The sequence below is a fragment of the Pseudomonas sp. NFACC16-2 genome (genome assembly GCF_900119205.1).
GTDB classification, from domain to species: domain Bacteria; phylum Pseudomonadota; class Gammaproteobacteria; order Pseudomonadales; family Pseudomonadaceae; genus Aquipseudomonas; species Aquipseudomonas fluorescens_Q.
Genome location: NZ_FPIX01000009.1, coordinates 119,060 through 143,937, shown reverse-complemented (window position 1 = coordinate 143,937; position 24,878 = coordinate 119,060). Strand labels below are relative to the sequence as shown.

23 protein-coding genes are annotated in these 24,878 nt (G+C 61.6%); 13 read left to right on the top strand and 10 right to left on the bottom strand.

Annotated elements, in window-relative coordinates; translation table 11 throughout:
* Positions 1-15 precede the first annotated feature (15 nt).
* Positions 16-1,602, bottom strand: coding sequence for an ABC transporter substrate-binding protein (locus BT116_RS10680; protein ID WP_072343143.1), 1,587 nt, complete (start codon positions 1,600-1,602; stop codon positions 16-18).
* 438 nt (positions 1,603-2,040) lie between these two features.
* Between BT116_RS10680 and rpmB the strand changes: the two genes are divergently transcribed.
* Both rpmB and rpmG read left to right on the top strand, forming a co-directional pair.
* Positions 2,041-2,274: a 50S ribosomal protein L28 gene (gene rpmB, locus BT116_RS10675; RefSeq protein ID WP_003177273.1), complete on the top strand. Its 234-nt coding sequence runs from the start codon at positions 2,041-2,043 to the stop codon at positions 2,272-2,274.
* Between the two features lie 11 nt (positions 2,275-2,285).
* A complete protein-coding gene (gene rpmG, locus BT116_RS10670; protein WP_003177274.1) occupies positions 2,286-2,441 on the top strand; it encodes a 50S ribosomal protein L33 in 156 nt (51 codons plus the stop codon).
* Between the two features lie 89 nt (positions 2,442-2,530).
* On the opposite strand, the gene BT116_RS10665 is transcribed toward rpmG, so the two are convergent.
* Both BT116_RS10665 and BT116_RS10660 read right to left on the bottom strand, forming a co-directional pair.
* Positions 2,531-2,749, bottom strand: coding sequence for a peptidase inhibitor (locus BT116_RS10665; protein ID WP_063323806.1), 219 nt, complete (start codon positions 2,747-2,749; stop codon positions 2,531-2,533).
* Between the two features lie 165 nt (positions 2,750-2,914).
* On the bottom strand, positions 2,915-3,277 hold the full coding sequence (locus tag BT116_RS10660; RefSeq protein ID WP_072343141.1) for a cupin domain-containing protein: 363 nt from the start codon (positions 3,275-3,277) through the stop codon (positions 2,915-2,917).
* A 234-nt stretch (positions 3,278-3,511) separates the two neighbouring features.
* Between BT116_RS10660 and BT116_RS10655 the strand changes: the two genes are divergently transcribed.
* Both BT116_RS10655 and BT116_RS10650 read left to right on the top strand, forming a co-directional pair.
* The gene (locus BT116_RS10655; RefSeq protein ID WP_072343136.1) at positions 3,512-5,005 is read left to right on the top strand and encodes an aldehyde dehydrogenase; all 1,494 of its coding nucleotides are present in this window, start codon (positions 3,512-3,514) and stop codon (positions 5,003-5,005) included.
* Between the two features lie 183 nt (positions 5,006-5,188).
* The gene (locus BT116_RS10650; protein ID WP_072343131.1) at positions 5,189-6,331 is read left to right on the top strand and encodes an MFS transporter; all 1,143 of its coding nucleotides are present in this window, start codon (positions 5,189-5,191) and stop codon (positions 6,329-6,331) included.
* 159 nt (positions 6,332-6,490) lie between these two features.
* Here BT116_RS10650 and BT116_RS10645 read toward each other — a convergent pair whose 3' ends face one another.
* Together BT116_RS10645 and BT116_RS10640 are read right to left on the bottom strand one after the other, a co-directional pair.
* Positions 6,491-8,056 carry a phospholipase D family protein gene (locus tag BT116_RS10645; protein WP_072343128.1) on the bottom strand — a complete coding sequence of 522 codons (1,566 nt, stop codon included), beginning with the start codon at positions 8,054-8,056 and terminating at the stop codon, positions 6,491-6,493.
* A 61-nt stretch (positions 8,057-8,117) separates the two neighbouring features.
* The gene (locus BT116_RS10640) at positions 8,118-9,551 is read right to left on the bottom strand and encodes an aminotransferase-like domain-containing protein (protein ID WP_072343125.1); all 1,434 of its coding nucleotides are present in this window, start codon (positions 9,549-9,551) and stop codon (positions 8,118-8,120) included.
* A 180-nt stretch (positions 9,552-9,731) separates the two neighbouring features.
* Between BT116_RS10640 and BT116_RS10635 the strand changes: the two genes are divergently transcribed.
* Entirely contained in the window at positions 9,732-9,977 is a 246-nt protein-coding gene (locus BT116_RS10635) for a DUF1127 domain-containing protein (protein ID WP_072343122.1), read from the top strand.
* A 54-nt stretch (positions 9,978-10,031) separates the two neighbouring features.
* Here the strand turns inward: BT116_RS10635 and BT116_RS10630 are convergent, their stop codons facing one another.
* On the bottom strand, positions 10,032-11,345 hold the full coding sequence (locus BT116_RS10630) for an NAD(P)/FAD-dependent oxidoreductase (RefSeq protein WP_072343119.1): 1,314 nt from the start codon (positions 11,343-11,345) through the stop codon (positions 10,032-10,034).
* A 145-nt stretch (positions 11,346-11,490) separates the two neighbouring features.
* Here BT116_RS10630 and BT116_RS10625 point away from each other — a divergent pair, with 145 nt between their 5' ends.
* The gene (locus tag BT116_RS10625) at positions 11,491-11,844 is read left to right on the top strand and encodes a YkgJ family cysteine cluster protein (RefSeq protein WP_063323814.1); all 354 of its coding nucleotides are present in this window, start codon (positions 11,491-11,493) and stop codon (positions 11,842-11,844) included.
* 66 nt (positions 11,845-11,910) lie between these two features.
* On the opposite strand, the gene BT116_RS10620 is transcribed toward BT116_RS10625, so the two are convergent.
* On the bottom strand, positions 11,911-12,399 hold the full coding sequence (locus tag BT116_RS10620) for an Lrp/AsnC ligand binding domain-containing protein (protein WP_003206849.1): 489 nt from the start codon (positions 12,397-12,399) through the stop codon (positions 11,911-11,913).
* A 155-nt stretch (positions 12,400-12,554) separates the two neighbouring features.
* Between BT116_RS10620 and dadA the strand changes: the two genes are divergently transcribed.
* The 6 genes from dadA to BT116_RS10590 all read left to right on the top strand — a co-directional run bounded on the left by dadA (position 12,555) and on the right by BT116_RS10590 (position 18,693).
* The gene (gene dadA, locus BT116_RS10615; RefSeq protein ID WP_072343115.1) at positions 12,555-13,859 is read left to right on the top strand and encodes a D-amino acid dehydrogenase; all 1,305 of its coding nucleotides are present in this window, start codon (positions 12,555-12,557) and stop codon (positions 13,857-13,859) included.
* Positions 13,831-14,184 carry a RidA family protein gene (locus BT116_RS10610; RefSeq protein ID WP_003206844.1) on the top strand — a complete coding sequence of 118 codons (354 nt, stop codon included), beginning with the start codon at positions 13,831-13,833 and terminating at the stop codon, positions 14,182-14,184. The genes dadA and BT116_RS10610 overlap by 29 nt, the downstream gene beginning before the upstream one ends.
* Positions 14,185-14,281: 97 nt before the next feature.
* Complete coding sequence (gene alr, locus BT116_RS10605; protein ID WP_072343112.1) at positions 14,282-15,355, top strand: alanine racemase; 1,074 nt, start codon at positions 14,282-14,284, stop codon at positions 15,353-15,355.
* A gap of 128 nt (positions 15,356-15,483) precedes the next feature.
* Complete coding sequence (locus BT116_RS10600) at positions 15,484-16,032, top strand: cupin domain-containing protein (RefSeq protein WP_003206841.1); 549 nt, start codon at positions 15,484-15,486, stop codon at positions 16,030-16,032.
* Positions 16,033-16,214: 182 nt separating this feature from the next.
* Entirely contained in the window at positions 16,215-16,631 is a 417-nt protein-coding gene (locus BT116_RS10595) for a c-type cytochrome (protein ID WP_072343109.1), read from the top strand.
* A gap of 127 nt (positions 16,632-16,758) precedes the next feature.
* Positions 16,759-18,693 (top strand): acetyl-CoA hydrolase/transferase C-terminal domain-containing protein, encoded by a 1,935-nt coding sequence (locus BT116_RS10590; protein ID WP_072343106.1) that lies wholly within the window; start codon positions 16,759-16,761, stop codon positions 18,691-18,693.
* Between the two features lie 42 nt (positions 18,694-18,735).
* Here the strand turns inward: BT116_RS10590 and BT116_RS10585 are convergent, their stop codons facing one another.
* Together BT116_RS10585 and rep are read right to left on the bottom strand one after the other, a co-directional pair.
* On the bottom strand, positions 18,736-19,308 hold the full coding sequence (locus BT116_RS10585; protein ID WP_018602593.1) for a xanthine phosphoribosyltransferase: 573 nt from the start codon (positions 19,306-19,308) through the stop codon (positions 18,736-18,738).
* Positions 19,309-19,365: 57 nt separating this feature from the next.
* Positions 19,366-21,375 (bottom strand): DNA helicase Rep, encoded by a 2,010-nt coding sequence (gene rep, locus BT116_RS10580; protein ID WP_072343103.1) that lies wholly within the window; start codon positions 21,373-21,375, stop codon positions 19,366-19,368.
* A gap of 273 nt (positions 21,376-21,648) precedes the next feature.
* Between rep and BT116_RS10575 the strand changes: the two genes are divergently transcribed.
* Positions 21,649-23,319: a putative bifunctional diguanylate cyclase/phosphodiesterase gene (locus tag BT116_RS10575; RefSeq protein ID WP_072343100.1), complete on the top strand. Its 1,671-nt coding sequence runs from the start codon at positions 21,649-21,651 to the stop codon at positions 23,317-23,319.
* A 26-nt stretch (positions 23,320-23,345) separates the two neighbouring features.
* On the opposite strand, the gene BT116_RS10570 is transcribed toward BT116_RS10575, so the two are convergent.
* Positions 23,346-24,740: a NorM family multidrug efflux MATE transporter gene (locus BT116_RS10570; RefSeq protein ID WP_063325198.1), complete on the bottom strand. Its 1,395-nt coding sequence runs from the start codon at positions 24,738-24,740 to the stop codon at positions 23,346-23,348.
* Positions 24,741-24,878 lie beyond the last annotated feature (138 nt).

The following is a 24,878-nucleotide window of genomic DNA, read 5'->3' as shown; positions in this document are numbered from 1 at the left end:
GGCTGTAGGCCGTGGTTACTTGATGTTGACCTTGGAGTAATCCTGCCGCCCAAACGGGCTGACCGAGTAACCCTGAACATCCTTGCGGGCCAGGGCGAACGCGGTCGGGTGCGCCAGGGGCAGCCACAGGGCCTGTTGCTGGATCTGGGCCTGGGCCTGCTCGTAGAGCTTGGCCCGCACGCCTTGTTCGCCAGTGGTCTTGCCGGCGCTGATCAGCTTGTCCAGGTCGGGATTGCAGTAGCGGGCGAAGTTGGTGCCGGACTTGACCGCCGCGCAGGAAAACTGTGGGGTGAGGAAGTTGTCCGGGTCGCCGTTGTCGCCGGCCCAACCCATGAACAGCAAATCATGTTCGCCGGCCTTGGCGCGACGGATCAGTTCGCCCCATTCGATCACCCGGATCTCGGCCTGGATGCCGATCTGCGCCAGGTCGGACTGCAGCAGTTGTGCGCCGACGCTGGGGTTGGGGTTCAGCAGGCTGCCGGAAGGGCGGGTCCAGATGGTGGTCTGGAAGCCTTCCTTCAAGCCGGCCTTGGCCAACAGGTCGCGGGCCTTGGCCAGATCATGGGTATAGCCGGGCAGGCTTTTGGCGTAGCTCCAGGTGTTGGGCGGGTAGGGGCCATTGGCGGCTTCGGCGGTGCCTTCGAAGACGGTCTTCAGGTAGCTGGCCTTGTCGAAGGCCAGGTTGATGGCTTGGCGCACCTCAGGCTTGTCCAGCGGCGGATGCTGGCTGTTGATGGCCACGAATGCGGTCATGAAGGCGTCGGTCTGCTCGACCTTCAGCGTAGGTTCTTGCTTGGCGGCTTGTACGTCCAGCGGCTTGGGCGACAGGGCGATCTGGCATTCGTTGCGACGCAGTTTCTGCAGGCGCACATTGGCATCCGGCGTGATGGCGAAGACCAGTGGGTCCACTTGGGGCTTGCCGCCGAAATAGGCGTCGTTGGCCTTGTAGCGAATCGAGGCGTCCTTCTGGAACCGGCTGAAAATGAACGGGCCGGTGCCGATCGGCAGGCTGTTGAGCTTTTCCGGCGTACCGGCCTTCATCAACTGATCGGCGTATTCGGCCGAGTAAATGGAGGCAAAGCCCATGCTCAACGTCGCCAGGAAGGTCGAGTCGGCGTGATCGAGGGTGAAGCGCACGGTCAACGGGTCCAGCGCGTCGACTTTCTTGATCAGCGCTGGCAGTTGCATGGACTGGGCGTGGGGGAAGCCGCTTTGCGCCACCTTGTGCCATGGGTTCGCCGGGTCGAGCATGCGCTCGAAGCTGAACTTCACGTCCTCGGCGGTCAGGTCGCGGCGCGGCGTGAAGTAGTCGGTGTGGTGGAACTTGACCTGTGGCCGCAGCTTGAACACGTAGGTCAGGCCATCGGTGGAGACTTCCCAGCGTTCGGCCAGGCTGGGGACCACTTTGCCGCCGGCGGTATCGAAGTCCACCAGGCGGTTCATCAGCACGTCGGCGGAGGCGTTGGTGGTGGTCAGGGAGTTGTACTGGACGACATCGAACCCTTCCGGGCTGGCTTCGGTACAGACGCTCAGGGCGGCGGCCAAGGCCTGCGGGGTGATCAGCAGAGGGGCGAGCAACAATGGTAGGGCAGCGAGGCGCATGGTCGGTTTCCTGTGCAAGTCGAAGGCCCATCTGCGAGTGCAGTCTGGAAAAGGCCTACCCTAGTGGGCTCGCCGCTAAATGACTATCCCCTTTTTGCATTTTCCGGCACTCTGCGCCGACGCGTGGATGGACTAAAAATCGCCACAGGTGAAAAAAAACCTGCATGCAGCGACGAGCGGTAAGGTGCTGTGCCAGCCTCTGCCCCCGCCGCCCGGGGCGGTTGGTCGATGAGTCGCCATGAAGACAAATCACATCGGCTGTTGTTGCGCTGTGGTCTTTCTGGTATAAAGCAGCGCTCTTTTCTAGGGGCCCGGTTCCTTCACTGTAGGTGTAGCCGGTAAGACCCTTAAAGAAACGCGGCGCCTGGCGCCAAATGACTGAGAGATTAAGCGGCCAACCCATGCCGGGTTGGGCATGTGGTTTTAGAGGGCTGAGGCATGTCGAGAGTCTGTCAAGTTACCGGTAAGGGTCCGGTGACTGGGAATAACATTTCCCACGCAAACAACAAAACCCGTCGTCGTTTCCTGCCGAACCTGCAGCATCACCGCTTCTGGGTTGAAGAAGAGAAACGTTTTGTGCGTCTGCGCGTATCTGCCAAGGGCATGCGTATCATCGACAAGCGTGGCATCAGTGTCGTGCTGGCCGAACTTCGTCGCGATGGCAAGGTTTAAGGGAGCTAATCATGCGTGAATTGATTCGTTTGATCTCGAGCGCCGGTACTGGTCACTTCTACACTACCGACAAGAACAAGCGTACTACCCCGGACAAAATCGAGATCAAGAAATATGATCCGGTTGTTCGCAAGCACGTGATCTACAAGGAAGGCAAAATCAAGTAATTGATTTTTCCCTTCTTACGAAAAAGGCCCGTATCGCGAGATACGGGCCTTTTTTGTTGAGCTTGGATTGTGTTGTCAGCGACGAGGGGTCAGCCGCAGTTGATGCTGACAATGATCCTGTCGGCGTCGGTGTGCAGGTTGATCCGTCGCGGACGCAGGTCCCAGCTCGACGGGTATTTCGGACCTGTGGCGCGGACGGGGGCTCCATTGGCCAAGGCGCGAACCTCTTCAAGCAATTGAGGGGTGCATTTTTGACCGATGGTGTATTGGGCGATGGCGAGATCGCATTGATCAGGTACGACGGGCATATTGCCTCCTTGCAATAGTGATAGGGTCAGGGCGCTCACCTGTCGGTTGGCCGCACGTCCTGTGCGTGCCGTTGCGACGATAGAATACGTGATGCCCGTGAGCAGTCTTGTCTGCTGCGCTGGTCTTGACCAGCGATAGAGTGTCAGCTTCTTTTTCGGCGGGGCTCAAGCCTTCTGCTCGAACACCACGTAAATCTTGCGGCACGGCTCTAGCACTTCCCACGTGCCCTGGAAACCCGCTGGGATCACAAAGCGGTCGCCAGCCCGCAGGGTCTTGGCGTTGCCATTGTCGTCCCGCAGCACGGAAACACCCTGGACGATCTCGCAATACTCATGCTCGGTGTAATTGACCGTCCACTGGCCGACGGCGCCTTCCCATACGCCCGCGTTCATCTGCCCGCAGGGGCTGCTGTAATGGTTGAACACGGTTTGCTCGGGGTCGCCCTTGAACACCTTGGCCGGGTCCGGGCGATAACGTTCGGCGGTGGTATTGGCCTGGCTGAAATCGACGATGTCCTGAATGCTCATGCGGGTGATCCCCAGTGATCGCTTGGAAGGCTTCGAGTCTATGTTTATTAAAACGAACATCGCAAGGTCGTTTGCCTGCGTTGTGTCAAATATATTGAAACATGACCAGCCGCTGGTTTAGGGTGGCGGGTGCCCTATGCCGAAAACGGCGCCGAAACCAGGCTGGTTGGGCAGAATACTTTTGAGCGCTGCGCACCGCGCGGCGTTCGTACTCAATAAGAGGAGGACACACGCATGACCACCCTGACTCGTGCCGACTGGGAACAACGCGCCCGCGACCTGAAGATCGAGGGCCGCGCCTTCATCAACGGCGAGTACACTGATGCGGTGTCCGGCGAAACCTTCGATTGCCTCAGCCCGGTCGATGGCCGCTTGCTGGGCAAGATCGCCAGCTGTGACGTCGCCGACGCCCAGCGTGCAGTCGAAAACGCCCGCGCCACATTCAGTTCCGGCGTCTGGTCGCGCCTGGCACCCAGCAAGCGCAAAGCCACCATGATTCGTTTTGCCGGCCTGCTCAAGCAGCATGCCGAAGAACTGGCCCTGCTCGAAACCCTGGACATGGGCAAGCCGATCAGTGATTCCCTGAACATCGACGTTCCCGGCGCGGCGCAAGCCTTGAGCTGGAGCGGTGAAGCCATCGACAAGCTCTACGACGAAGTGGCGGCTACGCCGCACGATCAGTTGGGCCTGGTAACCCGTGAGCCGGTGGGTGTCGTGGGGGCTATCGTGCCCTGGAACTTCCCGTTGATGATGGCCTGCTGGAAGCTCGGGCCGGCGCTGTCCACCGGTAACTCGGTGGTGCTCAAGCCGTCGGAAAAATCCCCGCTGACCGCTCTCCGCATCGCCACACTGGCGATCGAGGCCGGCATTCCGAAAGGCGTGCTGAACGTGCTGCCAGGCTATGGCCACACCGTCGGCAAGGCCCTGGCCCTGCATATGGACGTCGATACGCTGGTGTTCACCGGCTCTACCAAGATCGCCAAGCAACTGATGATCTACTCCGGCGAATCCAACATGAAACGTATCTGGCTGGAAGCCGGCGGCAAGAGCCCGAACATCGTATTCGCCGATGCCCCGGACCTGCAAGCCGCCGCCGAATCCGCCGCCAGCGCCATCGCCTTCAACCAGGGTGAAGTCTGCACCGCCGGCTCGCGGCTGTTGGTGGAGCGCTCCATCAAGGACACCTTCCTGCCACTGGTGATCGAAGCCCTCAAGGGCTGGAAGCCTGGTAACCCTCTGGACCCGGCCACCAATGTCGGCGCCCTGGTCGATACCCAGCAGATGAACACCGTGCTGTCCTACATCGAGGCCGGTCACAGCGACGGCGCCAAACTGGTGGCCGGCGGCAAACGCATCCTTGAGGAAACGGGCGGTACGTACGTCGAGCCGACGATTTTCGACGGTGTGAGCAACGCGATGAAAATCGCCCAGGAAGAGATTTTCGGCCCGGTGTTGTCGGTCATTGCCTTCGACACCGCCGAGCAAGCCATCGAGATCGCCAACGACACGCCGTACGGCCTGGCCGCGGCGGTATGGACCAGGGACATCTCCAAGGCCCACCTGACCGCCAAGGCCCTGCGTGCCGGCAGCGTCTGGGTCAACCAGTACGACGGCGGCGACATGACCGCGCCGTTCGGTGGCTTCAAACAGTCGGGCAACGGTCGCGACAAGTCGTTGCATGCGTTCGACAAATACACCGAGCTGAAGTCGACCTGGATCAAGCTCTGATCCCTTTTGTGGGAGCGGAAGATTTGCGGTAGACACACATCTCCTGTGGGAGCGGGCTTGCTCGCGATCGCGGTATGACAGTCGACGACTTTGTTGAATGTTGCGCCGCTATCGCGAGCAAGCTCGCTCCCACAGTGTTTTGGGGGATGGCTGAGATTGATAACCCTCCACAGGAGCGTGGAAATGCGTTGGGCGACCTATTTCGCCGTGTTGGCGTCTGTCCTGAGTGTCGGCCTGGCCTTGGGCGTGAGCATGCCGCTGGTGTCGTTGCGCCTGGAGGGCTGGGGCTATGGCTCGTTCGCCATTGGCGTGATGGCCGCCATGCCGGCCGTGGGGGTGTTGCTCGGGGCCAAGGTGTCCAGCCGGCTGGCGGCGCGGTTTGGTACGGCAGCCTTGATGCGTCTGTGCCTGTGGGGCGGCGCGGTGTCCATCGGGTTGCTGGCGCTGTTGCCCAGCTATCCGGTCTGGTTGCTGCTGCGGCTGGTGATTGGCGTGGTCCTGACCTTGGTGTTCATTCTGGGTGAGAGTTGGATCAACCAACTGGTCATTGAGAAATGGCGTGGGCGACTGGTGGCGCTGTACGGCAGCAGCTACGCCTTGAGCCAGTTGTCCGGCCCGCTGCTGCTGGGCGCGCTGGGGACCGCTCATGACTACGGGTTCTGGGTGGGTGTCGGTTTGCTGCTGATCGCACCCTTACTGTTGCTGGGCCGTAGCGGTGCGCCGAACAGCGAGGCCGGCAGCGTTACGTTTGGCGACTTGTGGACGTTTTGCCGGGGCTTGCCGGCGATTGCCTGGGCGGTCTCGTTGTTCGCCGCGTTCGAGGCCATGATCCTCACGTTGCTGCCGGTGTATTGCCTGCGCCAGGGCTTCACCGCTGACGTAGCGCTGGTGATGGTCAGCACCGTGGTGGTCGGTGATGCCCTGTTGCAGTTGCCCATTGGTGCCCTGGCCGATCGCGTGTCTCGTCGGGCACTGTTGACGGGCTGTGCAGTGGCGCTGACGTTATCGAGCCTGGCGGTTCCGCTTTTGATCGATACCCTGTTGATCTGGCCGCTGTGGGTACTGTTCGGCGCCAGTGCCGGCGGTTTGTTCACGTTGTCGCTGATCCTGATCGGCGAGCGTTACCGTGACGATGCGCTGGTGCGGGCCAACGCCCACGTCGCGCAACTGTGGGGCCTTGGTTGCCTGATCGGGCCACTGGTGGCGGGGGCGGGCAGTCAGTGGATCAGCGGGCATGCGCTGCCTTTGTTCATGGCGGCCGGGGCGTTCGGGTTGGTGATCCTGCTGTTGCGCCAGGGGGCGTTCGGGGCAACCCAAGCGGCCTGAGCACACCAAACCCCTGTGGTGAGGGGATTTATCCCCGCTGGACTGCGCAGCATTCCCGAAAATCTGAATCCAGTCAGTCGGATCGGTGCAGATCACCCTTTTTTAGGGCCGCTTCGCGCCCCAGCGGGGATAAATTCCCTCGCCACAAGGAGGACAGACCTACAACATCCGCTCCAACCCGATGGTCGTGCTGAACCAGGCATTGAACCGGCGCCACCAGCTACCCGGTTCGCGGTTCAGGTCGTGCGTCTGGCCGTTGTCTTCGGTGGTCCAGACGAGCGTTCCATCCTCCAGCCTGGCCTGATAGCTCAGGGCTGGCGCCATGCCCTGCAAGGCCAGTTCGCGCACTTGGCTGGCGAGTTCAGGGCTGTCCACCAATACGCCGACTTCGGTGTTCCACAGCACCGAGCGCGGGTCGAAATTGAACGAGCCGATGAACGACTTCTGCTGGTCGAAGATGATCGCCTTGCTGTGCAGGCTGGAGTCCGATTCGCCGTAGGATTTGCTGTAGAACAGGTGCGGGCTGCTGCCGGTGTCGCCCGGTTGTCGTCGCAGTTCGAACAGGCGCACGCCATGTTGCAACAGGGCCTTGCGGTACGGTGCATAGCCGCCGTGCACGGCGGGCACATCGGTGGCTTCCAGGGAGTTGGTCAGCAGGCTCACCGACACGCCGGCATCGGCGCGACTGGTCAGATAGACCAGACCTGGCTGACCGGGGACGAAGTAGGCGGAAATCATGATCAGCTCTTTGCTGACGCCCGTCAGCTCGGGCGCCAATTGCGTGGTCAGCAATAGCTGCGGATCCGGCTCGTCCTTGGCCAGTACCTTGCTGGGCGCGTCCCACAGCGCCTTGTTCCAGGCCCAGATCAACTGGTCGCGCCAGGTGTCCAGGCGCGGTTGGGTCTTGTAGGCAGTCAACTGTTGGTAGAGCGCGTGATTTTCCTTTTGGGTCTGCTCCATGGATTCTTGCAGGCGCAGGCGGCTGTTGGCCAGGTCCTTGGGCGTGGGGCGATGGGACAGGAACTGTTCGATGGGTTTGCTCAGGGCGCTGTTCCAGTACTGGTCGAAGCTGTGACCCAACTGTTCGGCCACCGGGCCGACACTGAGCAGGTCGATGTCGGTGAAGTTCAGGTTGGGTTCGGCGTCGAAATACTCATCGCCCAGGTTGCGACCGCCGACGATGGCCATGCTGTTATCCGCCAGCCACAGCTTGTTGTGCATTCGGCGGTGTTGCTGCGAAAGGTTGAGCAGGCGCCCGAGGCTGCGGGTCACGCCGGTGGCACGTCCCAGGTGCAGCGGGTTGAACAGGCGGATCTGGATCTGCGGATGAGCGGCGAGGGTCGCGATGATCTGATCCTGGCCATCGCTGGTGGTGTCGTCCAGCAAGATCCGTACGCGAACGCCTCGGTCGGCGGCCTTGAGCAATTCATCCACCAGCATCCGCGTGCTGATGCCGTCATGGACGATGTAGTACTGCAAATCCAGGCTGCCTTGGGCGTGGCGAATCAGCTCGGCCCGGGCGATGAACGCGTCGGTGCTGTCCGACAGCAGCCGAAAGCCCGAGCGTCCTTCATGGGCGGCAGCCTGGGCCTGGACCGAGCGGCCGAACGAAGATTCGGCGGCCGGCAGGGCCTGGGAGGGCTCGCGGGTGACATCAAGACCGGCGCAGCCGCTCAGCAGTGAGGCGACTAACAGCAGCGCAGGCAGGATCGGTCTGGATCTCACGTAGGATCGTTCCGCTTGTTCACGTTGATCGGCTGTTGGGTGCTGCTTCCCTGGGTAAAGTTCAGACGACGTCGCGCTGGGTTTCGTTCAACAACGCGATAGCGGCGGTTCCCACCTTGCGTACGGCCTCTTCGATCTGGGCCGTTGGCTTGGCAGCGTAGTTCATCCGCAGGCAGTTGCGGTACTTGCCCGATGCCGAAAAGATGCTGCCGACAGCGACTTGCACGCCTTGGTCGAGCAGGACCCGATTGAGCTTCAGCGTGTCGAAGCCTTCCGGCAATTCGACCCACAGCATGAAGCTGCCCCGCGGGCGACTGGCCCGGGTGCCCGGTGGGAAATAGCGGCTGACCCAATCGATCATCACGTCGCGATTGCGCTGGTATTGCGTACGCATCCGGCGTAAATGGGGTTCGAAATGCCCACCCTTGAGAAATTCGGCAATGGCGATCTGCGGTTGTGGCGCGGTGGAGCCGGTGCTGATGTATTTCATGTGCAGCACCCGCTCCAGATACCGGCCTGGCGCGACCCAGCCAATGCGCAGTCCTGGCGCCAGGGTCTTGGAAAAAGAACTGCAGAGCAGGACGCGGCCGTCTTCGTCGAAGGACTTGATGGTGCGCGGGCGAGGGTAGGTGTAGGCCAGCTCGCCATACACATCATCTTCGATGATCGCCACGTCGAAGCGCTGTGCCAGGGTCAGCAGCGCGCGTTTATTAGCGTCGGGCATGATGTAGCCCAGCGGGTTATTGCAGCTGGGAGTCAACTGTATGGCCTTGATCGGCCATTGCTCCAACGCCAGTTCCAGGGCATCCAGGCTGATGCCGGTGAGCGGGTCGGTGGGGATTTCCAAAGCCTTCATGCCCAGGCCCTTGAGGGTTTGCATGGCCCCGTGAAAGCTGGGTGAGTCCACCGCGACGATATCGCCTTGTTCGCAGGTGGCGCGGATGCTGACCGACAGGGCCTCATGACAGCCAGTGGTGACGATCAAGTCGTTGGGCCCCAGCTGGCAGCCGGAGTCCAGCGACAGTCGGGCGATCTGTTCACGTAGCGCGAGGTTGCCGTAGATGTTGTCGTAATACAGGCCGGGCATGTCTTGTCGGCGGCTGATCTGCGCCAGGCTGCGCAGCAGCGGTTTCATGGTCGGCGAATGAATATCCGGCATGCCGCGTCCCAGTTGCACCACGTCCGGGCGCGGTACGGCGCGGATCAGTTCCAACACCTGGTCCCACTGGGAAATATCCACTGGGCGCTGGGCCGGACGGCCTACCACCGGCAGGTCCGGCAGTTCGCGGCCCACGGGTACGAAATAGCCGGACTTGGGCCTCGGCATCGCCAGCCCGCTGTCTTCCAGCACGCGATAGGCCTGCTGCACCGTACTCAAGCTGACCCCATGTTCCGTGCTCAATGCCCGCACTGATGGCAGCCGGTCGCCGGGGCGGTAGAAGCCCTGTTCGATGCGGGTACCGAGCAATTCGGCGAGGTTCACGTAGAGGGTCATGGTGCGCTCCCGATGAGATGAGGCAACTGCAACCAATACAGTTGCGGCGGAAAATGGCAATTCAGTGCCGCAAGTACCGAATCTGTATGCTTATAAAAGAAATCGGTTGAATCTGTATCGCTTCAAGCCGTCCGCGCATCATGAAACCTCTGGCTACCCAAGTAAACAGGAGCGATCAAAATGAACGGCTTGAGCGATGTGCGGCTGACGTTACACAGTCAGGAACTGGCGGCAGGGCGGGAGAAAGGGCTGCGCAGCGCGACATTGTGCAATCCGCCGTCCGGCCTGAACCGCTGGGCCCTGTTCTGGCATCGTCTGCATACACGCAAGGCCTTGTTGGAACTTACACCCGAACAGTTGCGTGACATCGGGCTGAGTCGGGAGCAGGCACGGGAGGAGGGGCTCAAACCGTTCTGGCGGCTTTGAAGCAATAGGAACCCGGTGGCGAGGGAGCAAGCTCCCTCGTCACCGGATCCAGGACTAAACCAACTCTTTCAACCGATGCCACAACATCCCCAGCGCCAACAGCGGTGAGCGCAAATGCTTGCCTCCCGGGAAGGTCATGTGCGGGACCTGGGCGAACAGATCGAAACCGCTGCTGTGCTGCCCGCTGATGGCTTCGGCCAACAATTTGCCGGCCAGGTGCGTGGCATTCACCCCATGGCCGGAATAGGCCTGGGCGTAATACACATTGGGTTGGTCCTTGAGCCGACCGATCTGTGGCAAACGGTTGGCGCCGATACCAATCATCCCCCCCCATTGATAATCGATTTTCACATCCGCCAATTGCGGGAACACCTTGAGCATCTTCGGCCGCATGTACGCGCCGATGTCCTGCGGGTCGCGGCCGGAATAGTGACAGGCCCCGCCGAACAGCAAGCGGCGATCCGTCGAAAGCCGGTAGTAATCCAGGGCCACCCGCTGATCACAGACGGCCATGTTCTGCGGCAACAGCGCTTGAGCCTGGGCCTGGCTCAAGGGTTCGGTGGCGATGATGTAGCTGCCAGCGGGCAGCACTTTGCCGCCCAGTTGCGGATTGAGTCCATTGAGGTAAGCGTTGCAGCCCAGCACCAGCGTCTTGGCGCGGACCGAGCCCTGCTGGGTGTGCACCTTCACTTCAGGACCGTAGTCGATCCGTGTGACCGCCGATTGCTCGAACAGCCTGACCCCCAGCTGTTGCGCGGCGGCGGCTTCGCCCAGGGCCAGGTTCAGCGGATGCAGATGCCCCGAGCCCATGTCGATCAACCCACCGACGTAGCGATCCGAACCCACGACGCTGTGCATTTCGTTGGCTTGCAGCAGTCGGGTCGAATGGCGATAACCCAGGCTGCGCAATTCTTCGGCGTCTTCGGCGAAGCCCTCCAGGTCACTGGGCTTGTTGGCGAGGTCGCAGTAACCCCAGGTGAGGTCGCATGGGATCTGGAAACGCTCGACGCGCTGTCGGACGATTTCCACGGCCTCAAGGCCCATGAGCTTCATCTGGCGCACGCCGTCGGCGCCGATGATCGGCGCAAACTGATCGAGGCCATGGCCGACGCCACGAATCAATTGGCCGCCGTTGCGCCCGCTGGCGCCCCAGCCGATCCGGTGCGCTTCCAGCAGCACCACGCTCATGCCGCGCTCGGCCAGTTCGATGGCCGTGTTCAACCCGGAGAACCCGCCGCCGACCACGCAGACATCTGCCAGCAGTTCACCCTGCAACAGCGGATGGTCCGGTTGCGGCAGGCTGCTGGCGGCGTAATAAGAGGCGGCGTGCGCGTGGCTCGGGACCGGTTGCTGAACACGGGCGTTCATGTGCGTAATCCTGATTTTTGTGTTTGAGAAATTTTACGGAGCATAAGCTGGCGATTCCTAACTGGGCAACACCGGTCGGCTGGCGCTGTCTGGTGCGCGGCTTTTAAGGCAGAATCCTGGACCGTCTCCTTCGGTAACCGCCTCGATGAGCTGCAACAGTCAAAAAATCCGCACGCTACGCCAGCAGATTCCCTCGTTCGAGTGCGTACCGGGGTGCCATGATTGCTGTGGTCCGGTGACCACCTCGCCCGAGGAAATGGCCCGCTTGCCCCGCAAGACCCGGGCCGAACAGGACGCGGCCATGGACGCACTCGACTGCGTGCACTTGGGGCCCGACGGTTGCACCGTCTACGATGAGCGCCCGCTGATCTGCCGGCTGTTCGGCACCACGGCGACCTTGCCGTGTCCCAATGGACGGCGGCCGGTGGAGCTGATTCATCCGCGGGTCGAGAAGCAGATTCATGAATACATGGCTGCTAATCGGCAGGTTCTAGTCTAGCGAGATCGTTCCCATGGGAGCGAGGGACCGATCAAGCTTGCTCGCCAAAGCGGTCCGGAGCCAGGCTCAATCCGGAATCGGCAGGTTCAAGCTCTCCTTCACCTCTTCCATCACGATGTAGCTCTTGGATTCGCGCACATGGGGCAGCTTGAGCAGGATGTCCCCCAGCAGCTTGCGGTACGAAGCCATCTCGGAAATCCGTGCTTTCACTAGATAGTCGAAATCTCCTGACACCAAGTGACATTCCAACACGTGAGGCAGTTTCAGCACGGCGCGTCGGAACTCTTCGAACGTGTCGCCGGATTTGTAGTCGAGGCTGATCTCGACAAACACCAGCAGGCTACCCTTCAAGTGCTGCGGATTGAGCCGGGCGTTGTAGCCCATGATGATGCCCTCGCGCTCCAGGCGCCGTACCCGCTCGGTGCAGGGCGTGGTGGAGAGGCCGACCTTTTCCCCCAGCTCGGTGAAGGAAATGCGCCCGTCCGCCTGGAGAATGCGCAGGATATTGCGGTCGATCTTGTCCAGCTCACGTTTGGTCTGGGTGTTGGTACGCACAGGTGATGCACCTCCGTGAAAAGGGTTTTTGCCGAGAATTCTCGCCAAATATAGGCGTTTATATAGTGAAAAGCACTGGCTGATCTTTTTTACACTGCGACCATCAAAGCTATGTACAACAAACGTCAGCGGTTATCCGCGATGAGGGCATCAACATGCGCGTTCTGGTCTTGGGTAGCGGCGTCATCGGTACCGTCAGTGCTTATTATCTGGCCCGTGCCGGGTTTGAAGTAGTGGTGGTCGACCGTCAGCCGGCGCCTGCCATGGAAACCAGTTTCGCCAACGCCGGCCAGGTGTCGCCGGGTTATGCCTCGCCGTGGGCCGCACCGGGTGTACCGCTCAAGGCCATCAAGTGGCTGCTGCAGCGCCACGCGCCGCTGGCGATCAAGGCCACTGCCGATATTGACCAATACCTGTGGATGGCACAGATGCTGCGCAACTGTACCGCCAGCCGCTATGCGATCAACAAGGAGCGCATGGTGCGCCTGTCCGAGTACAGCCGTGACTGCCTCGACGAGCTGCGCGCCGAAACCGGCATTGCCTACGAGGGCCGTAGCCTGGGGACCACCCAACTGTTCCGCACCCAGGCCCAGCTCGATGGCGCGGCAAAAGACATCGCCGTGCTGAAAGAGTCGGGTGTGCCGTTCGAAGTACTCGACCGCGCGGGCATTGCCCGGGTTGAACCGGCCCTGGCGAATGTCACCGACATTCTGGCCGGCGCCCTGCGCTTGCCCAACGACCAGACCGGCGACTGCCAGATGTTTACCTCGCGCTTGGCGGAAATGGCCGAGAAGCTCGGAGTGCAATTCCGCTTCGGCCAGGATATCCAGCGCCTGGACTTCGCCGGTGACCGCATCAACGGTGTCTGGATCGACGGCAAGCTGGAAACCGCCGACCGCTACGTCCTCGCCCTGGGCAGCTACTCGCCGCAACTGCTCAAGCCCCTAGGGATCCGTGCACCGGTGTATCCGCTCAAGGGCTACTCCCTGACCGTGCCGATCACCAACCCGGCGATGGCGCCGACTTCGACCATCCTCGACGAAACCTATAAGGTCGCGATCACCCGCTTCGACAACCGCATTCGGGTGGGCGGCATGGCGGAAATCGCCGGTTTTGACCTGTCTCTCAACCCACGTCGGCGCGAAACCCTGGAGATGATCGTCAACGACCTTTATCCTCAGGGCGGCGACCTGGCCCAGGCCAGTTTCTGGACCGGCTTGCGCCCGACCACTCCGGACGGAACGCCAATCGTGGGCGCCACGCCCTTCAAGAATCTGTTCCTGAACACCGGCCATGGCACCCTCGGATGGACCATGGCTTGTGGTTCCGGTCGCCTGTTGGCCGACCTGATGGCGAAGAACAAGCCGCAGATCAGCGCCGAAGGCCTCGATATTTCCCGTTATGGCAGCAAACACCAGGAGTCTGCAAAACATGTCAATCCAGCGCCAGCTCACCAATGACCGCATGAGCCAGGTTGTCGTGCACAACGGCACCGTTTACCTGGCCGGGCAGGTCGGCGACGACATGAACGCCGGTATTGAACAGCAGACCCGCGAAAGCCTGGCCAATATCGAGCGCTTGCTGGACCTGGCCGGAACCGACAAGAATCGTTTGCTATCGGTGACGATCTACTTGAAGGACATCGAGGCTCACTTCGAAGGCATGAACGCGGTCTGGGACAAATGGTTGCCCAAGGGCGTCGCCCCGGCCCGCGCCACGGTGGAAGCCAAGCTGTGCGAACCGGAGATCCTGGTGGAGCTGTCCGTCGTGGCCGCGTTGCCTTAAATACCGGCCCAAACGATCCCTCTCCCGGTGCTGTTGGTGGTTCATGCTGTCAGCCAGCACCGGTTTTTTATTCATGACCGCCTAGAAGCCTGCCGCCATGCGTCCAGCCCGTGCCCTGATCGATCTCCAAGCCCTGCGTCACAACTACCAATTGGCCCGCGAAGTCACGGGGGCCAAGGCCCTTGCGGTGATCAAGGCCGACGCCTACGGGCACGGCGCGGTGCGTTGCGCCGAGGCGCTGCAGGACACGGCCGACGGGTTTGCCGTGGCCTGCATCGAAGAAGCCCTGGAACTGCGGGCCGGTGGGATCCGCAGACCGATCCTGCTGCTGGAGGGTTTTTTCGAGGCCAGTGAGCTGCCGTTGATCGTCGAGCACGATTTCTGGTGCGTGGTGCATTCGTTGTGGCAGCTCGAAGCGATTGAAAAAGCCGCGCTGAGCCAGCCGATCACGGTCTGGCTCAAGCTCGATTCCGGTATGCACCGGGTCGGCCTGCATCCGGCGGATTACCAGGCGGCCTACCGTCGCCTGCTCGCCAGCGGCAAGGTGGCGAAGATTGTCTTGATGAGTCACTTCGCCCGTGCCGATGAACTGCACGATCCCAGCAGCACCGAGCAACTGGCGGTATTCGACAAAGCCCGCCAGGGCCTGGCGGCGCAGATCAGCCTGCGCAACTCACCGGCCGTGCTGGGCTGGCCGCAGATCCCCAGCGACTGGGTGCGCCCGGGCATCATGCTCTACGGGGCCACGCCCTTCGACGAGCCCAACGCCGTCGCCTCGCGCCTGCAACCGGTGATGACGCTGGAGTCGAAGATCATCTGCGTGCGTGAATTGCCCGCTGGCGAACCGGTGGGCTACGGTGCTCGTTTTGTGACCACGCAACCGACCCGGGTCGGGGTGGTCGCCATGGGGTATGCCGACGGCTACCCACGCCAGGCGCCGAACGGTACGCCGGTGCTGGTGGATGGGCAGCGCAGCCAACTGGTCGGGCGGGTGTCGATGGACATGCTGTGTGTCGACTTGACCGATGTCCCCCAGGCCGGGCTCGGCTCGACCGTGGAGTTGTGGGGCAAGAACATCCTTGCCAGCGACGTTGCCAAGGCCGCTGGCACGATCCCCTATCAGATTTTCTGCAACCTGCGGCGGGTGCCACGGCTCTATTCCGGGGGCTGAGACGAAGCGCCACCTACCGAAAGTCGCTTCACCGCACAGGATTCGGGTCAAAGTGTTGTAAATACTGAACGCTGTCGCCATGATAACGCTCACTTTCCTCACAACCTGATTCCCTGGAGGCTCCAGCATTGGACGTCGGTGAACGACTGCAATCCATTCGTAAACTCAAAGGCCTTTCCCAGCGTGAACTCGCCAAGCGCGCGGGCGTCACCAACAGCACTATTTCGATGATCGAGAAGAACAGCGTCAGCCCCTCGATCAGCTCGCTGCGCAAGGTCCTTGGCGGGATTCCCATGTCCATGGTCGAGTTTTTCTCCGAAGAAATCCTTCAGGAGAAACCGACTCAGATCGTTTATAAAGCCAACGAACTGATCGACATCTCCGACGGCGCCGTGACCATGAAGCTGGTGGGCAGGGCACACCCGAGCCGGGCGATTGCCTTCCTCAACGAAATCTATCCGCCTGGCGCCGACACCGGTGAAGAGATGCTCACCCATGAGGGCGAGGAAACCGGGATCCTGGTGGAGGGGCGGCTGGAACTGGTGGTCGGTGTCGAAACTTTCGTGCTCGAAGCGGGCGACAGCTACTATTTCGAAAGCACCAAGCCCCACCGTTTCCGTAACCCGTTCGACGTGCCGGCGCGACTGATCAGCGCAGCCACGCCGGCGAATTTCTAGAAAAAGCGGCGCCGGCCCCAGCGGCAAAGGCGCCCAGGGAAGTAACCGTCATTGCAAACAAGACCCTTGCGACTTTAGGGTTGTTTCAGTGTGACGGGCTTACCGCTATACTTGCGCCCGCCTGCAAACCGTGGCCGCAGGCGTGACTAGCCACCATTGAGGGTGTACGCGTGAACCTAATTATGAAAATGCTGGCTGCACCAGCAACCGTATTGGCCCTTTGGGCTGCGAGCGCTCAAGCGGCGCCCACCGATGAAATCGCCAAACGTCTTGAACCCGTCGGCCAGGTTTGCGTTCTGGGCAAGGAATGCAAGGGCATGGAAGTGGCCACAGCCGCTGGCGGCGCTGGCGGTGCCAAGACGCCGGATGAAGTCATTGCCAAACATTGCAACGCTTGCCACGGCTCCGGGCTGCTGGGCGCACCAAAAATCGGTGACGCCGCTGCCTGGAAAGAGCGAGCCGATCATCAAGGTGGTTTGGACGGAATCCTGGCGAAGGCCATCACCGGTATCAACGCCATGCCGCCAAAAGGTACCTGCGCCGATTGTTCGGATGCCGAACTCAAGGGCGCCATCCAGAAGATGTCCGGCCTCAAGTAATTCAGTCGAAAAAAAAGCCGCTTACGAGCGGCTTTTTTGTGCCCGGGTTTTTTCAGGGCTGTTCATCGCAACCAAGACCCGGCAAGCTCGGTCCAACCCACATTCATGGAGTGTCCAGGAGGGTCCGATGGTGCAGTTGTGTTCAATCGAACAGGCGGTGGACGAGGTGCTTGAGCGCCTGCCCGCGCATATTCACCTGGGCATGCCCTTGGGGCTGGGCAAACCCAACCTGTTCGCCAACGCGCTGTACCGGCGCATTGCACAACTGCCCGAGCGGCAGTTGACCATCTACACGGCCCTGAGCCTGGGCCGACCGAAACTGGGCGATGGTCTGCAGAAGCGCTTCCTCGAGCCCTTTGTCGAACGGGTCTTCGGCGACTACCCCGAACTGGATTACCTGGCCGACCTGCATCAGGACAGCCTGCCACCCAACATACGAGTCGAGCAGTTCTTCATGCAACCCGGCAGCCTGCTGCACAGCGCCTCAGCCCAGCAGGACTATGTCAGCAGCAACTACAGCCATGCTGCCCGGGACATCAACGCTGCCGGCTTGAACCTGGTGGCGCAGTTGGTGGCGAGCGATCCTGAGCATCCGGATCGCCTGAGCCTGAGCTGCAACCCGGATATCACCCTCGACCTGCTGCCGATGATCGCCAAGCGGCGGGCGGCCGGGGAGACCATCCTCCTGGTCGGCCAGGTGCACAACGATTTGCCCTACATGCCGGGCGACGCGGAAGTCGGCATCGACGCCTTCGACCTGTTGATCGACGAGAAGGACAGCCACACGTTGTTTTCCACGCCGAACATGCCGGTGGGGTTTCAGGATCATCTGATCGGCCTGCACGCCAGTACTTTGGTGCGCGACGGCGGTACGCTGCAGATCGGCATCGGTTCCATGGGCGATGCATTGACCGCGGCGCTATTGGCGCGCCAGGCCGATAACGCCGGCTACCAGGCGTTGCTGGCCGATCTGAACCTCAGCCAGTGGGCACAATTGATCGAGCGTGAAGGCGGGGTCGAGCCATTTGCCAAAGGGCTGTACGGTTGCAGTGAAATGTTCGTCAATGGTTTGCTGGTGCTGGCCGAGGCCGGAATCGTCCGGCGCAAGGTCTATCCCGACGTTCCGACCCAGGAACGGGCCAACGCCGGCACCCTCGACGAGGCGGCGCAACCTGACGGCATTTGCGTACACGGCGGATTTTTCCTCGGGCCGCGCAGTTTTTATGAGCGCCTGCGCGAGTTGCCGCACAGCCGTCTTCTCGAATTCGACATGACGCGCATCAGTTACATCAACGAGCTCTACGGCCAGGAACAGCTCAAGCGCCTGCAGCGCCTCGACGCCCGCTTCATCAACACGGTCTTCACCATGACCCTGATGGGGGCCGGGGTGGCCGATCAGCTGGAAGACGGACGGGTGCTCAGCGGCGTGGGCGGGCAGTACAATTTCGTTGCCCAGGGCCATGCGCTGGAGGGCGGGCGTTCGATCCTGCTGCTGCGCAGTTGGCGTGAGGCCGGGGGCGAGATCAGCTCCAATATCGTCTGGGAATACGGACATTGCACGATTCCCCGGCACTTGCGCGACATCGTGGTGACCGAGTACGGCATCGCCGACCTGCGCGGCAAGACCGATGCGGCGGTGATCGAGGCGCTGCTGAACATCAGCGATTCACGCTTCCAGCCCGGATTGATCGAGCAGGCGCAAAGTGCTGGCAAGTTGCCGAAGGATTTCCGTCTCGACCCGCGCTTTGCCGACAATACATCGGAGCGCTTGCAGGCGATCCAGGCACGCCATCCGAATCTGTTTCCCGAATACCCGCTGGGGTGTGATTTCGATGAGGTCGAGCGGGACCTGTTGCGGGCGCTGAACTGGCTCAAGAGCAAGTTCAAGCTCGCCGAGATCCTGGAGCTGGGCAAGGCCGCCCTCGATGCTCCGGAGCCCTGGGAGTTCGCCGGGCATTTGGGGCGGATGCAGCTGAGCAGCCCTGAAGGGCTGAAGGAGGAGTTGTTTCAGCGGTTGTTGCTGGCGGGGCTCAAGGCTACTGCGCTATCGCGAACACCCTAAAACTCCTGTGGGAGCGAGCTTGCTCCCACAGGAGGCACAGGGTTATTCGATGAAGGTCACAACCCCACCGGCCAACGACTTCACCCGCGCCAACGATTCAACCCGATAGCCCTGGGCATCCAGTTCCGCACGACCGCCCTGGAATGACTTCTCGATCACGATCCCCAAGCCTGCCACGGTGGCGCCAGCCTGCTTGATGATGGAGATCAGCGCTTGGGAGGCCTTGCCGTTGGCCAGGAAGTCATCAATGATCAGCACCCGGTCGCTGCTCGTCAGGTGACGCGGGCTGATGGCGACGGTGCTTTCGGTTTTCTTGGTAAACGAATACACGGTGGCCGACAGCAGGTTCTCCGTCAGGGTCAGGGATTGTTGCTTGCGGGCGAAGATCACCGGTACGCCCAGGTTCAGCCCGGTCATGATCGCCGGGGCAATGCCCGAGGCTTCGATGGTGACGATCTTGGTGATGCCCGAATCCTTGAACAGCGCGGCGAATTCGTCGCCGATCAGCTTCATCAGCTGCGGGTCGATCTGGTGGTTGAGAAATGCGTCGACTTTCAGAACCTGGTCGGAAAGCACGATGCCTTGCTCGCGGATTTTCTGGTGCAGGGCTTCCATGAAGCCTCCTCTAATGACGCTTGCAGCGCCTGAAGTCGGTGAAAAAAGTAGTCGATTCTAGCGCTTTAACATCGCTCGTATGTCAGCCAAGGCGCTGTTTCCCCGGACGACTTTGACTTCCGTCGGCGTGTCGTCGTTGCCTTCCCAGGCCAGGTCATCCGGCGGCAGCTCATCGAGAAAACGACTCGGGGCGCAGTCGATCACTTCGCCGTACTGCTTGCGCTTGGCGGCGAAGGTGAAGGCCAGCGTCTGGCGGGCCCGGGTAATCCCTACATAGGCCAGGCGCCGTTCTTCCTCGATGGTGTCGGCCTCGATGCTGGAGCGGTGCGGCAGGATTTCTTCTTCCATGCCCATGATGAACACGTAGGGGAATTCCAGGCCCTTGGAGGCGTGCAGCGTCATCATCTGCACACCTTCGGCGCCGTCCTCTTCTTCCTGCTGGCGCTCGAGCATGTCGCGCAAGACGAGTTTGCCGATGGCGTCCTCGACCGTCATGTCGCCGTCTTCGTCTTTTTCCAGGGTGTTCTTCAACGCCTCGATCAGGAACCAGACGTTGCTCATGCGGTAGTCGGCGGCCTTGTCGCTGGAGCTGTTGGTACGCAGCCAGTTCTCGTAGTCGATGTCCATGACCATGCTGCGCAGTGCTGAAATCGGATCTTCCCCGGCGCACTGTTCGCGAACCTTGTCCATGAAGCGCTTGAAGCGCGCCAGGCGATCGGTAAAACGGCTGTCCAGGTGCTCGCCCAGGCCGATTTCATCGGTGGCGGCGTACATCGAGATCTTGCGCTCGGTGGCGTAGTTGCCGAGTTTTTCCAGGGTGGTCGAACCGATTTCCCGGCGCGGCACGTTGATCACCCGCAGGAAGGCGTTGTCGTCGTCCGGGTTCACGATCAGGCGGAAGTAGGCCATCAGGTCCTTCACTTCCTGGCGTCCGAAAAAGCTGTTGCCCCCCGACAGGCGATAAGGAATCTGGTGGTGCTGCAGTTTCAGCTCGATCAGCTTGGCCTGGTAGTTGCCGCGGTACAGGATCGCGAAGTCGCTGTACGGCCGGTCGGTGCGCAGGTGCAGGCTGAGGATTTCCATGGCCACGCGCTCGGCTTCGGCATCTTCGTTGCGGCAACGGATCACACGGATCTCGTCGCCGTGGCCCATCTCGCTCCACAGTTGTTTTTCGAACTCGTGGGGGTTGTTGGAAATCAGCACGTTGGCACAGCGCAGGATGCGGCTGGTGGAGCGGTAGTTCTGCTCCAGCATCACCACTTTGAGCGACGGATAGTCATCCTTGAGCAGCATCAGGTTTTCCGGCCGCGCGCCGCGCCAGGCATAGATCGACTGGTCGTCGTCGCCCACCACGGTGAACTGGTTGCGTTTGCCGATCAGCAGCTTCACCAGCAAGTACTGGCTGGCGTTGGTGTCCTGGTATTCGTCCACCAGCAGGTAGCGGACCTTGTTCTGCCATTTCTCGAGGATGTCGGCGTGGTCCTGGAACAGCTTGACCGGCAACAGGATCAGGTCGTCGAAGTCCACCGCGTTGAACGCCTTGAGCGTGCGCTGGTAGTGGGCGTAGACGATGGCGGCGGTCTGTTCCTTGGGGTTGCGGGCGTTTTCCAGGGCTTGTGGCGGCAGGATCAGGTCGTTTTTCCAGGCGCCGATCATGTTCTTGATCTCATCCACGCCGTCGTCGCCCGAGTATTCCTTCTGCATGATGTCGGTCATCAGGGCCTTGACGTCGGTCTCGTCGAAAATCGAGAAGCCCGGCTTGTAGCCCAGCCGCGCGTGTTCCTTGCGGATGATGTTCAGGCCCAGGTTGTGGAACGTGCAGACCGTCAGGCCACGGCCTTCGCCGGCGCGCAGCAGGCCGCCGACCCGTTCCTTCATTTCCCGGGCGGCCTTGTTGGTGAAGGTCATGGCGACGATGTACTGGGCGCGGATGCCACAATTCTGGATCAGGTGCGCGATCTTGCGGGTGATTACGCTGGTCTTGCCGGAGCCTGCACCGGCGAGCACCAAAAGAGGGCCGCCGACATAGTTCACGGCTTCTTGCTGCCGGGGATTGAGTCGGGACATGACAGAGTCAGGGAGTCGTTTGCGAAATGGGCCGGCATTTTAACAGGCTCTGAGAATTGTGCTGCTCTGTCCGACTTGTGACGCATAGCGCATTGTCATTTGCCGCTTCTGCTACTTTCACGCAGGATGTGGGGCCAATTGCGTCCTGCGCAGGATTTGGAGTGGAAAAAAACCACCAAAGCCGCGTGTTTGAGAACCATTGGCATTGGTCATTGCCCATCGGCGCGTCATAATGCCCGGCGCCTACCACCTTGCAGAGTCTAGGGAGTCAGCTTGTCAACGCCTGTCGAACCCTTGCGTTTGCTGTTATTGGCCCAAGAGCCTGCGTGGTCAGCAATATTGCGCGAGTGCCTGGCGCCCTTGGGGCCCTCGGTCGTGTTGATCAGCGCCCCGAGCTGGGAGTCAGTCAGCAGCCTGTTCGAAGATAATCGCAACGCGGTGTTGCTGACCGTTACGGCGTTGCAGCCGGCGCCGGGCCGTTGCAGCCTGCCGACGATCCTGTTGCTTGAGCACGAGCCGGCGGTTGCCCCCGACGGTGTCAGCGACTGGTTGGTGCGTGATGTCCTCGACAGCGCGACCCTGCGTCGTTGCCTGCGCCATGTGCGCGAACGCGGCGTGCTGGAAAACACCTTGCAGCGCCTCGCCGAACAGGACCCATTGACGGGCATCGCCAATCGCCAGGGTTTCCAGACGCTGCTGGCGGCGCGTCTGGCGGAAAACGACGGCCGTGGCCTGGCGCTCGGTCACCTGGACCTGGACAACTTTCGTCACGCCAACGACGCCCTCGGCCACCAGGCCGGTGACCGCTTGATCCTGCAAGTGGTGTCGCGGCTCAAGAGCTCGCTCGAGGCCGGCGATCAATTGGCGCGGTTGGGCAGTGATGAATTTGCCCTGCTGATCGATACCCGCCGCGCACCACAGCGGGCCGAGTGGATGGCCGAGCGTATTACCGAAGCCTTGGCCGAACCCTATTGGGTGGACGGTGAAAGCTTGCTGATCGGCTGCAGCCTGGGCGTTGCCCATGCTCGCGCCCAGGCCGGCGCCGATCCGCTGATGTGGCACGCCCACATCGCCATGCAGCAGGCCAAGAGCACCCAGGGCTGCACCTTTCATATCTTCAACGAGCGCATCAATCGCAACGCCCGCAGCCTCGCCGACCTGGAAAGCGAACTGCGCCGGGCACTGCGCCGTGACGAGTTGGAACTGCATTACCAGCCACGGCTGAACCTCGATGGCGGCCACATTGTCGGCCTCGAAGCGTTGGTACGCTGGCGTCACGGCGAACGTGGCTTGCTGCCACCGAGTGAGTTCGTGCCGCTGGCCGAACAGAGCGGCCTGATCGTGCCGCTGGGCTACTGGGTAATTTCCCGGGCGCTGCGGGACATGCAGGCCCTGCGCGAGCGTGGGCTGGCGCCGTTGCACATGGCGGTCAACCTGTCGTTCCGACAGTTCCAGGACAGCCAGTTGCTGCCGACCCTGAGCCGGCTGATTGCCGAGCGGGGTGTCGAGGCGCAATGGCTGGAGTTCGAACTCACCGAAACCGCCGTCATGCGCCGCAGCGAACTGGTCAAGCAGACCATGGATGCCCTGGGCCGCCTGGGGGTGCGCTTCTCCCTGGACGACTTCGGCACTGGGTTCTCCTCGTTCGTGCATCTCAACAGCCTGCCGATCGCCTTGCTCAAGATCGACAAGAGCTTCGTCGGTGGCATGGAGCAGCGCGAAGAGAACCGCAAACTGGTGCACGCGATGATCAACCTGGCGCACAACCTCAATCTGGAAGTGGTGGCCGAAGGGGTGGAAACCCAGGAACAACTGGACCTGCTATGCGGCTTCGGTTGCGACCAGGTGCAGGGTTTCCTGATCAGCAAGCCGCTGCCGTTGCCGGAGTTGGTTGAGTACTTGACGTTCGAGGGTGATCAGCAGTCGATGCTGGAAATCAGCTGACACAAACCCGCTCCCACATGGGAATCTCACTTGGCCTGGATGGCCTCGAAACGCTGCCGTCCGGGCTCGCTGCGAATCATCCGCTTCATTTTCCATTCAAACGCCGCTGTCAGGCTCACGGCCGCGCAGGCCAGCCCCAGGGCCAGGCCCCACCAGACGCCGGTCGGCCCCCAGTTCAGGTGGAACGCCATCCACCACGCCGCCGGCGCGCCGATCAGCCAATAGCAACCCAGGCCCACCAGGAAGGTGGTCTTGGCGTCCTTGAGCCCGCGAATGCAGCCCATGGCGATGGTTTGCGTGCCATCGAACAGCTCGAACCACGCCGCCACCGCCAGCAGGCTCACAGCCAGGTTGATCACATCGCGGAACGCCGGGTCGTCGTGGTCCAGGAACAAGCCGACCAATTGATGGGGCAGCAGCCAGAACACCATGGCGAACGCCAACATGGCGGCCGCGCCAAAGCCAATGCCGACCCGACCGGCCAGGCGTGCCATCAACAGTTGCCCGGCACCGTAGTGCTGGCCGATGCGCATGGTGATGGCGTAGGACATCCCGGCCGGCACCATGAACGCCACCGAGACGATTTGCAGCGCGATCTGGTGGGCTGCCAACGACGTGCTGCCCATGGTGCCCATGCACAGCGCGGCGAACGCAAACAGCCCGACCTCCACCGCGTAGGTACCGCCAATCGGCAGGCCCAGGCGCCACAGTTCCTTGAGGTACTGGCGATTGGGCCGCGACAGGCCTTCGAGCAATGGATAGGCGCGGTAGGCCGGGTGCCGATGGATATGCCAGGCCAGCGCCAGGGCCATGCAGTTGGCAACGATGGCCGTGACCAGGCCGATCCCCATCAGGCCGAGTTTCGGCAGGCCGAACATTCCGGTGATGAGCGCGTAGTTGAGCAGGAAGTTGGCCACGGTGCCGCCGAGGCTGATCACCATGACCGGTGTGGCCCGGCCGATGGCGCTGGTGAAACCGCGCAGGGCCATGAAGCTCAAGTAGCCGGGCAGGGCGAACGGCAGCGCCAGCAGGAACTGTCCGGCGGACAGCACGTTGGTTTCGGTCTGGCCGAACATCAGCAGCACTGGCTTGAGATTCCACAACAGCAACCCGGCCATCAGCGCCATCAGCCAGGCCAGCCATAACCCGGCCTGGGTCAACCGGGTGGCGCCTTCGACATCGCCTGCGCCCTGGCGGATCGCGACCAGCGTGCCCACCGCAGCGATCACGCCGATGCAGAAGATCGACACGAACGAATAGGTGGCCGCCCCAAGCCCACCGCCGGCCAAGGCTTCGGGGCTCAGGCGCGCCATCATCACGGTGTCGGTGAGCACCATCAGCATGTGCGCCAACTGCGAGGCAATCAACGGCCCCGCCAGCCGCAGGAGGGCCCAGAGTTCGGTACGCACCGGATGCCGCATGATCATCACGCTCCATGTTCAAACAAGGCAGTAAAGCAACGATTCTCGGCGCTCTCGGCGGATTGCACAAAGGGATAAAAAAGATCGCTGGCATGATTAAAACTCATGCTGGACGCGTTTCTGGTAGGGTTTGCAAAC

Bases quoted from the DNA above. Each gene is read 5' to 3' on its own strand.
- BT116_RS10680 (WP_072343143.1), bottom strand. From the start codon at position 1,602: ATGCGCCTCGCTGCCCTACCATTGTTGCTCGCCCCTCTGCTGATCACC.
- rpmB (WP_003177273.1), top strand. From the start codon at position 2,041: ATGTCGAGAGTCTGTCAAGTTACCGGTAAGGGTCCGGTGACTGGGAAT.
- rpmG (WP_003177274.1), top strand. From the start codon at position 2,286: ATGCGTGAATTGATTCGTTTGATCTCGAGCGCCGGTACTGGTCACTTC.
- BT116_RS10665 (WP_063323806.1), bottom strand. From the start codon at position 2,749: ATGCCCGTCGTACCTGATCAATGCGATCTCGCCATCGCCCAATACACC.
- BT116_RS10660 (WP_072343141.1), bottom strand. From the start codon at position 3,277: ATGAGCATTCAGGACATCGTCGATTTCAGCCAGGCCAATACCACCGCC.
- BT116_RS10655 (WP_072343136.1), top strand. From the start codon at position 3,512: ATGACCACCCTGACTCGTGCCGACTGGGAACAACGCGCCCGCGACCTG.
- BT116_RS10650 (WP_072343131.1), top strand. From the start codon at position 5,189: ATGCGTTGGGCGACCTATTTCGCCGTGTTGGCGTCTGTCCTGAGTGTC.
- BT116_RS10640 (WP_072343125.1), bottom strand. From the start codon at position 9,551: ATGACCCTCTACGTGAACCTCGCCGAATTGCTCGGTACCCGCATCGAA.
- BT116_RS10635 (WP_072343122.1), top strand. From the start codon at position 9,732: ATGAACGGCTTGAGCGATGTGCGGCTGACGTTACACAGTCAGGAACTG.
- BT116_RS10630 (WP_072343119.1), bottom strand. From the start codon at position 11,345: ATGAACGCCCGTGTTCAGCAACCGGTCCCGAGCCACGCGCACGCCGCC.
- BT116_RS10625 (WP_063323814.1), top strand. From the start codon at position 11,491: ATGAGCTGCAACAGTCAAAAAATCCGCACGCTACGCCAGCAGATTCCC.
- dadA (WP_072343115.1), top strand. From the start codon at position 12,555: ATGCGCGTTCTGGTCTTGGGTAGCGGCGTCATCGGTACCGTCAGTGCT.
- BT116_RS10610 (WP_003206844.1), top strand. From the start codon at position 13,831: ATGTCAATCCAGCGCCAGCTCACCAATGACCGCATGAGCCAGGTTGTC.
- alr (WP_072343112.1), top strand. From the start codon at position 14,282: ATGCGTCCAGCCCGTGCCCTGATCGATCTCCAAGCCCTGCGTCACAAC.
- BT116_RS10595 (WP_072343109.1), top strand. From the start codon at position 16,215: ATGAAAATGCTGGCTGCACCAGCAACCGTATTGGCCCTTTGGGCTGCG.
- BT116_RS10590 (WP_072343106.1), top strand. From the start codon at position 16,759: ATGGTGCAGTTGTGTTCAATCGAACAGGCGGTGGACGAGGTGCTTGAG.
- BT116_RS10585 (WP_018602593.1), bottom strand. From the start codon at position 19,308: ATGGAAGCCCTGCACCAGAAAATCCGCGAGCAAGGCATCGTGCTTTCC.
- rep (WP_072343103.1), bottom strand. From the start codon at position 21,375: ATGTCCCGACTCAATCCCCGGCAGCAAGAAGCCGTGAACTATGTCGGC.
- BT116_RS10570 (WP_063325198.1), bottom strand. From the start codon at position 24,740: ATGCGGCATCCGGTGCGTACCGAACTCTGGGCCCTCCTGCGGCTGGCG.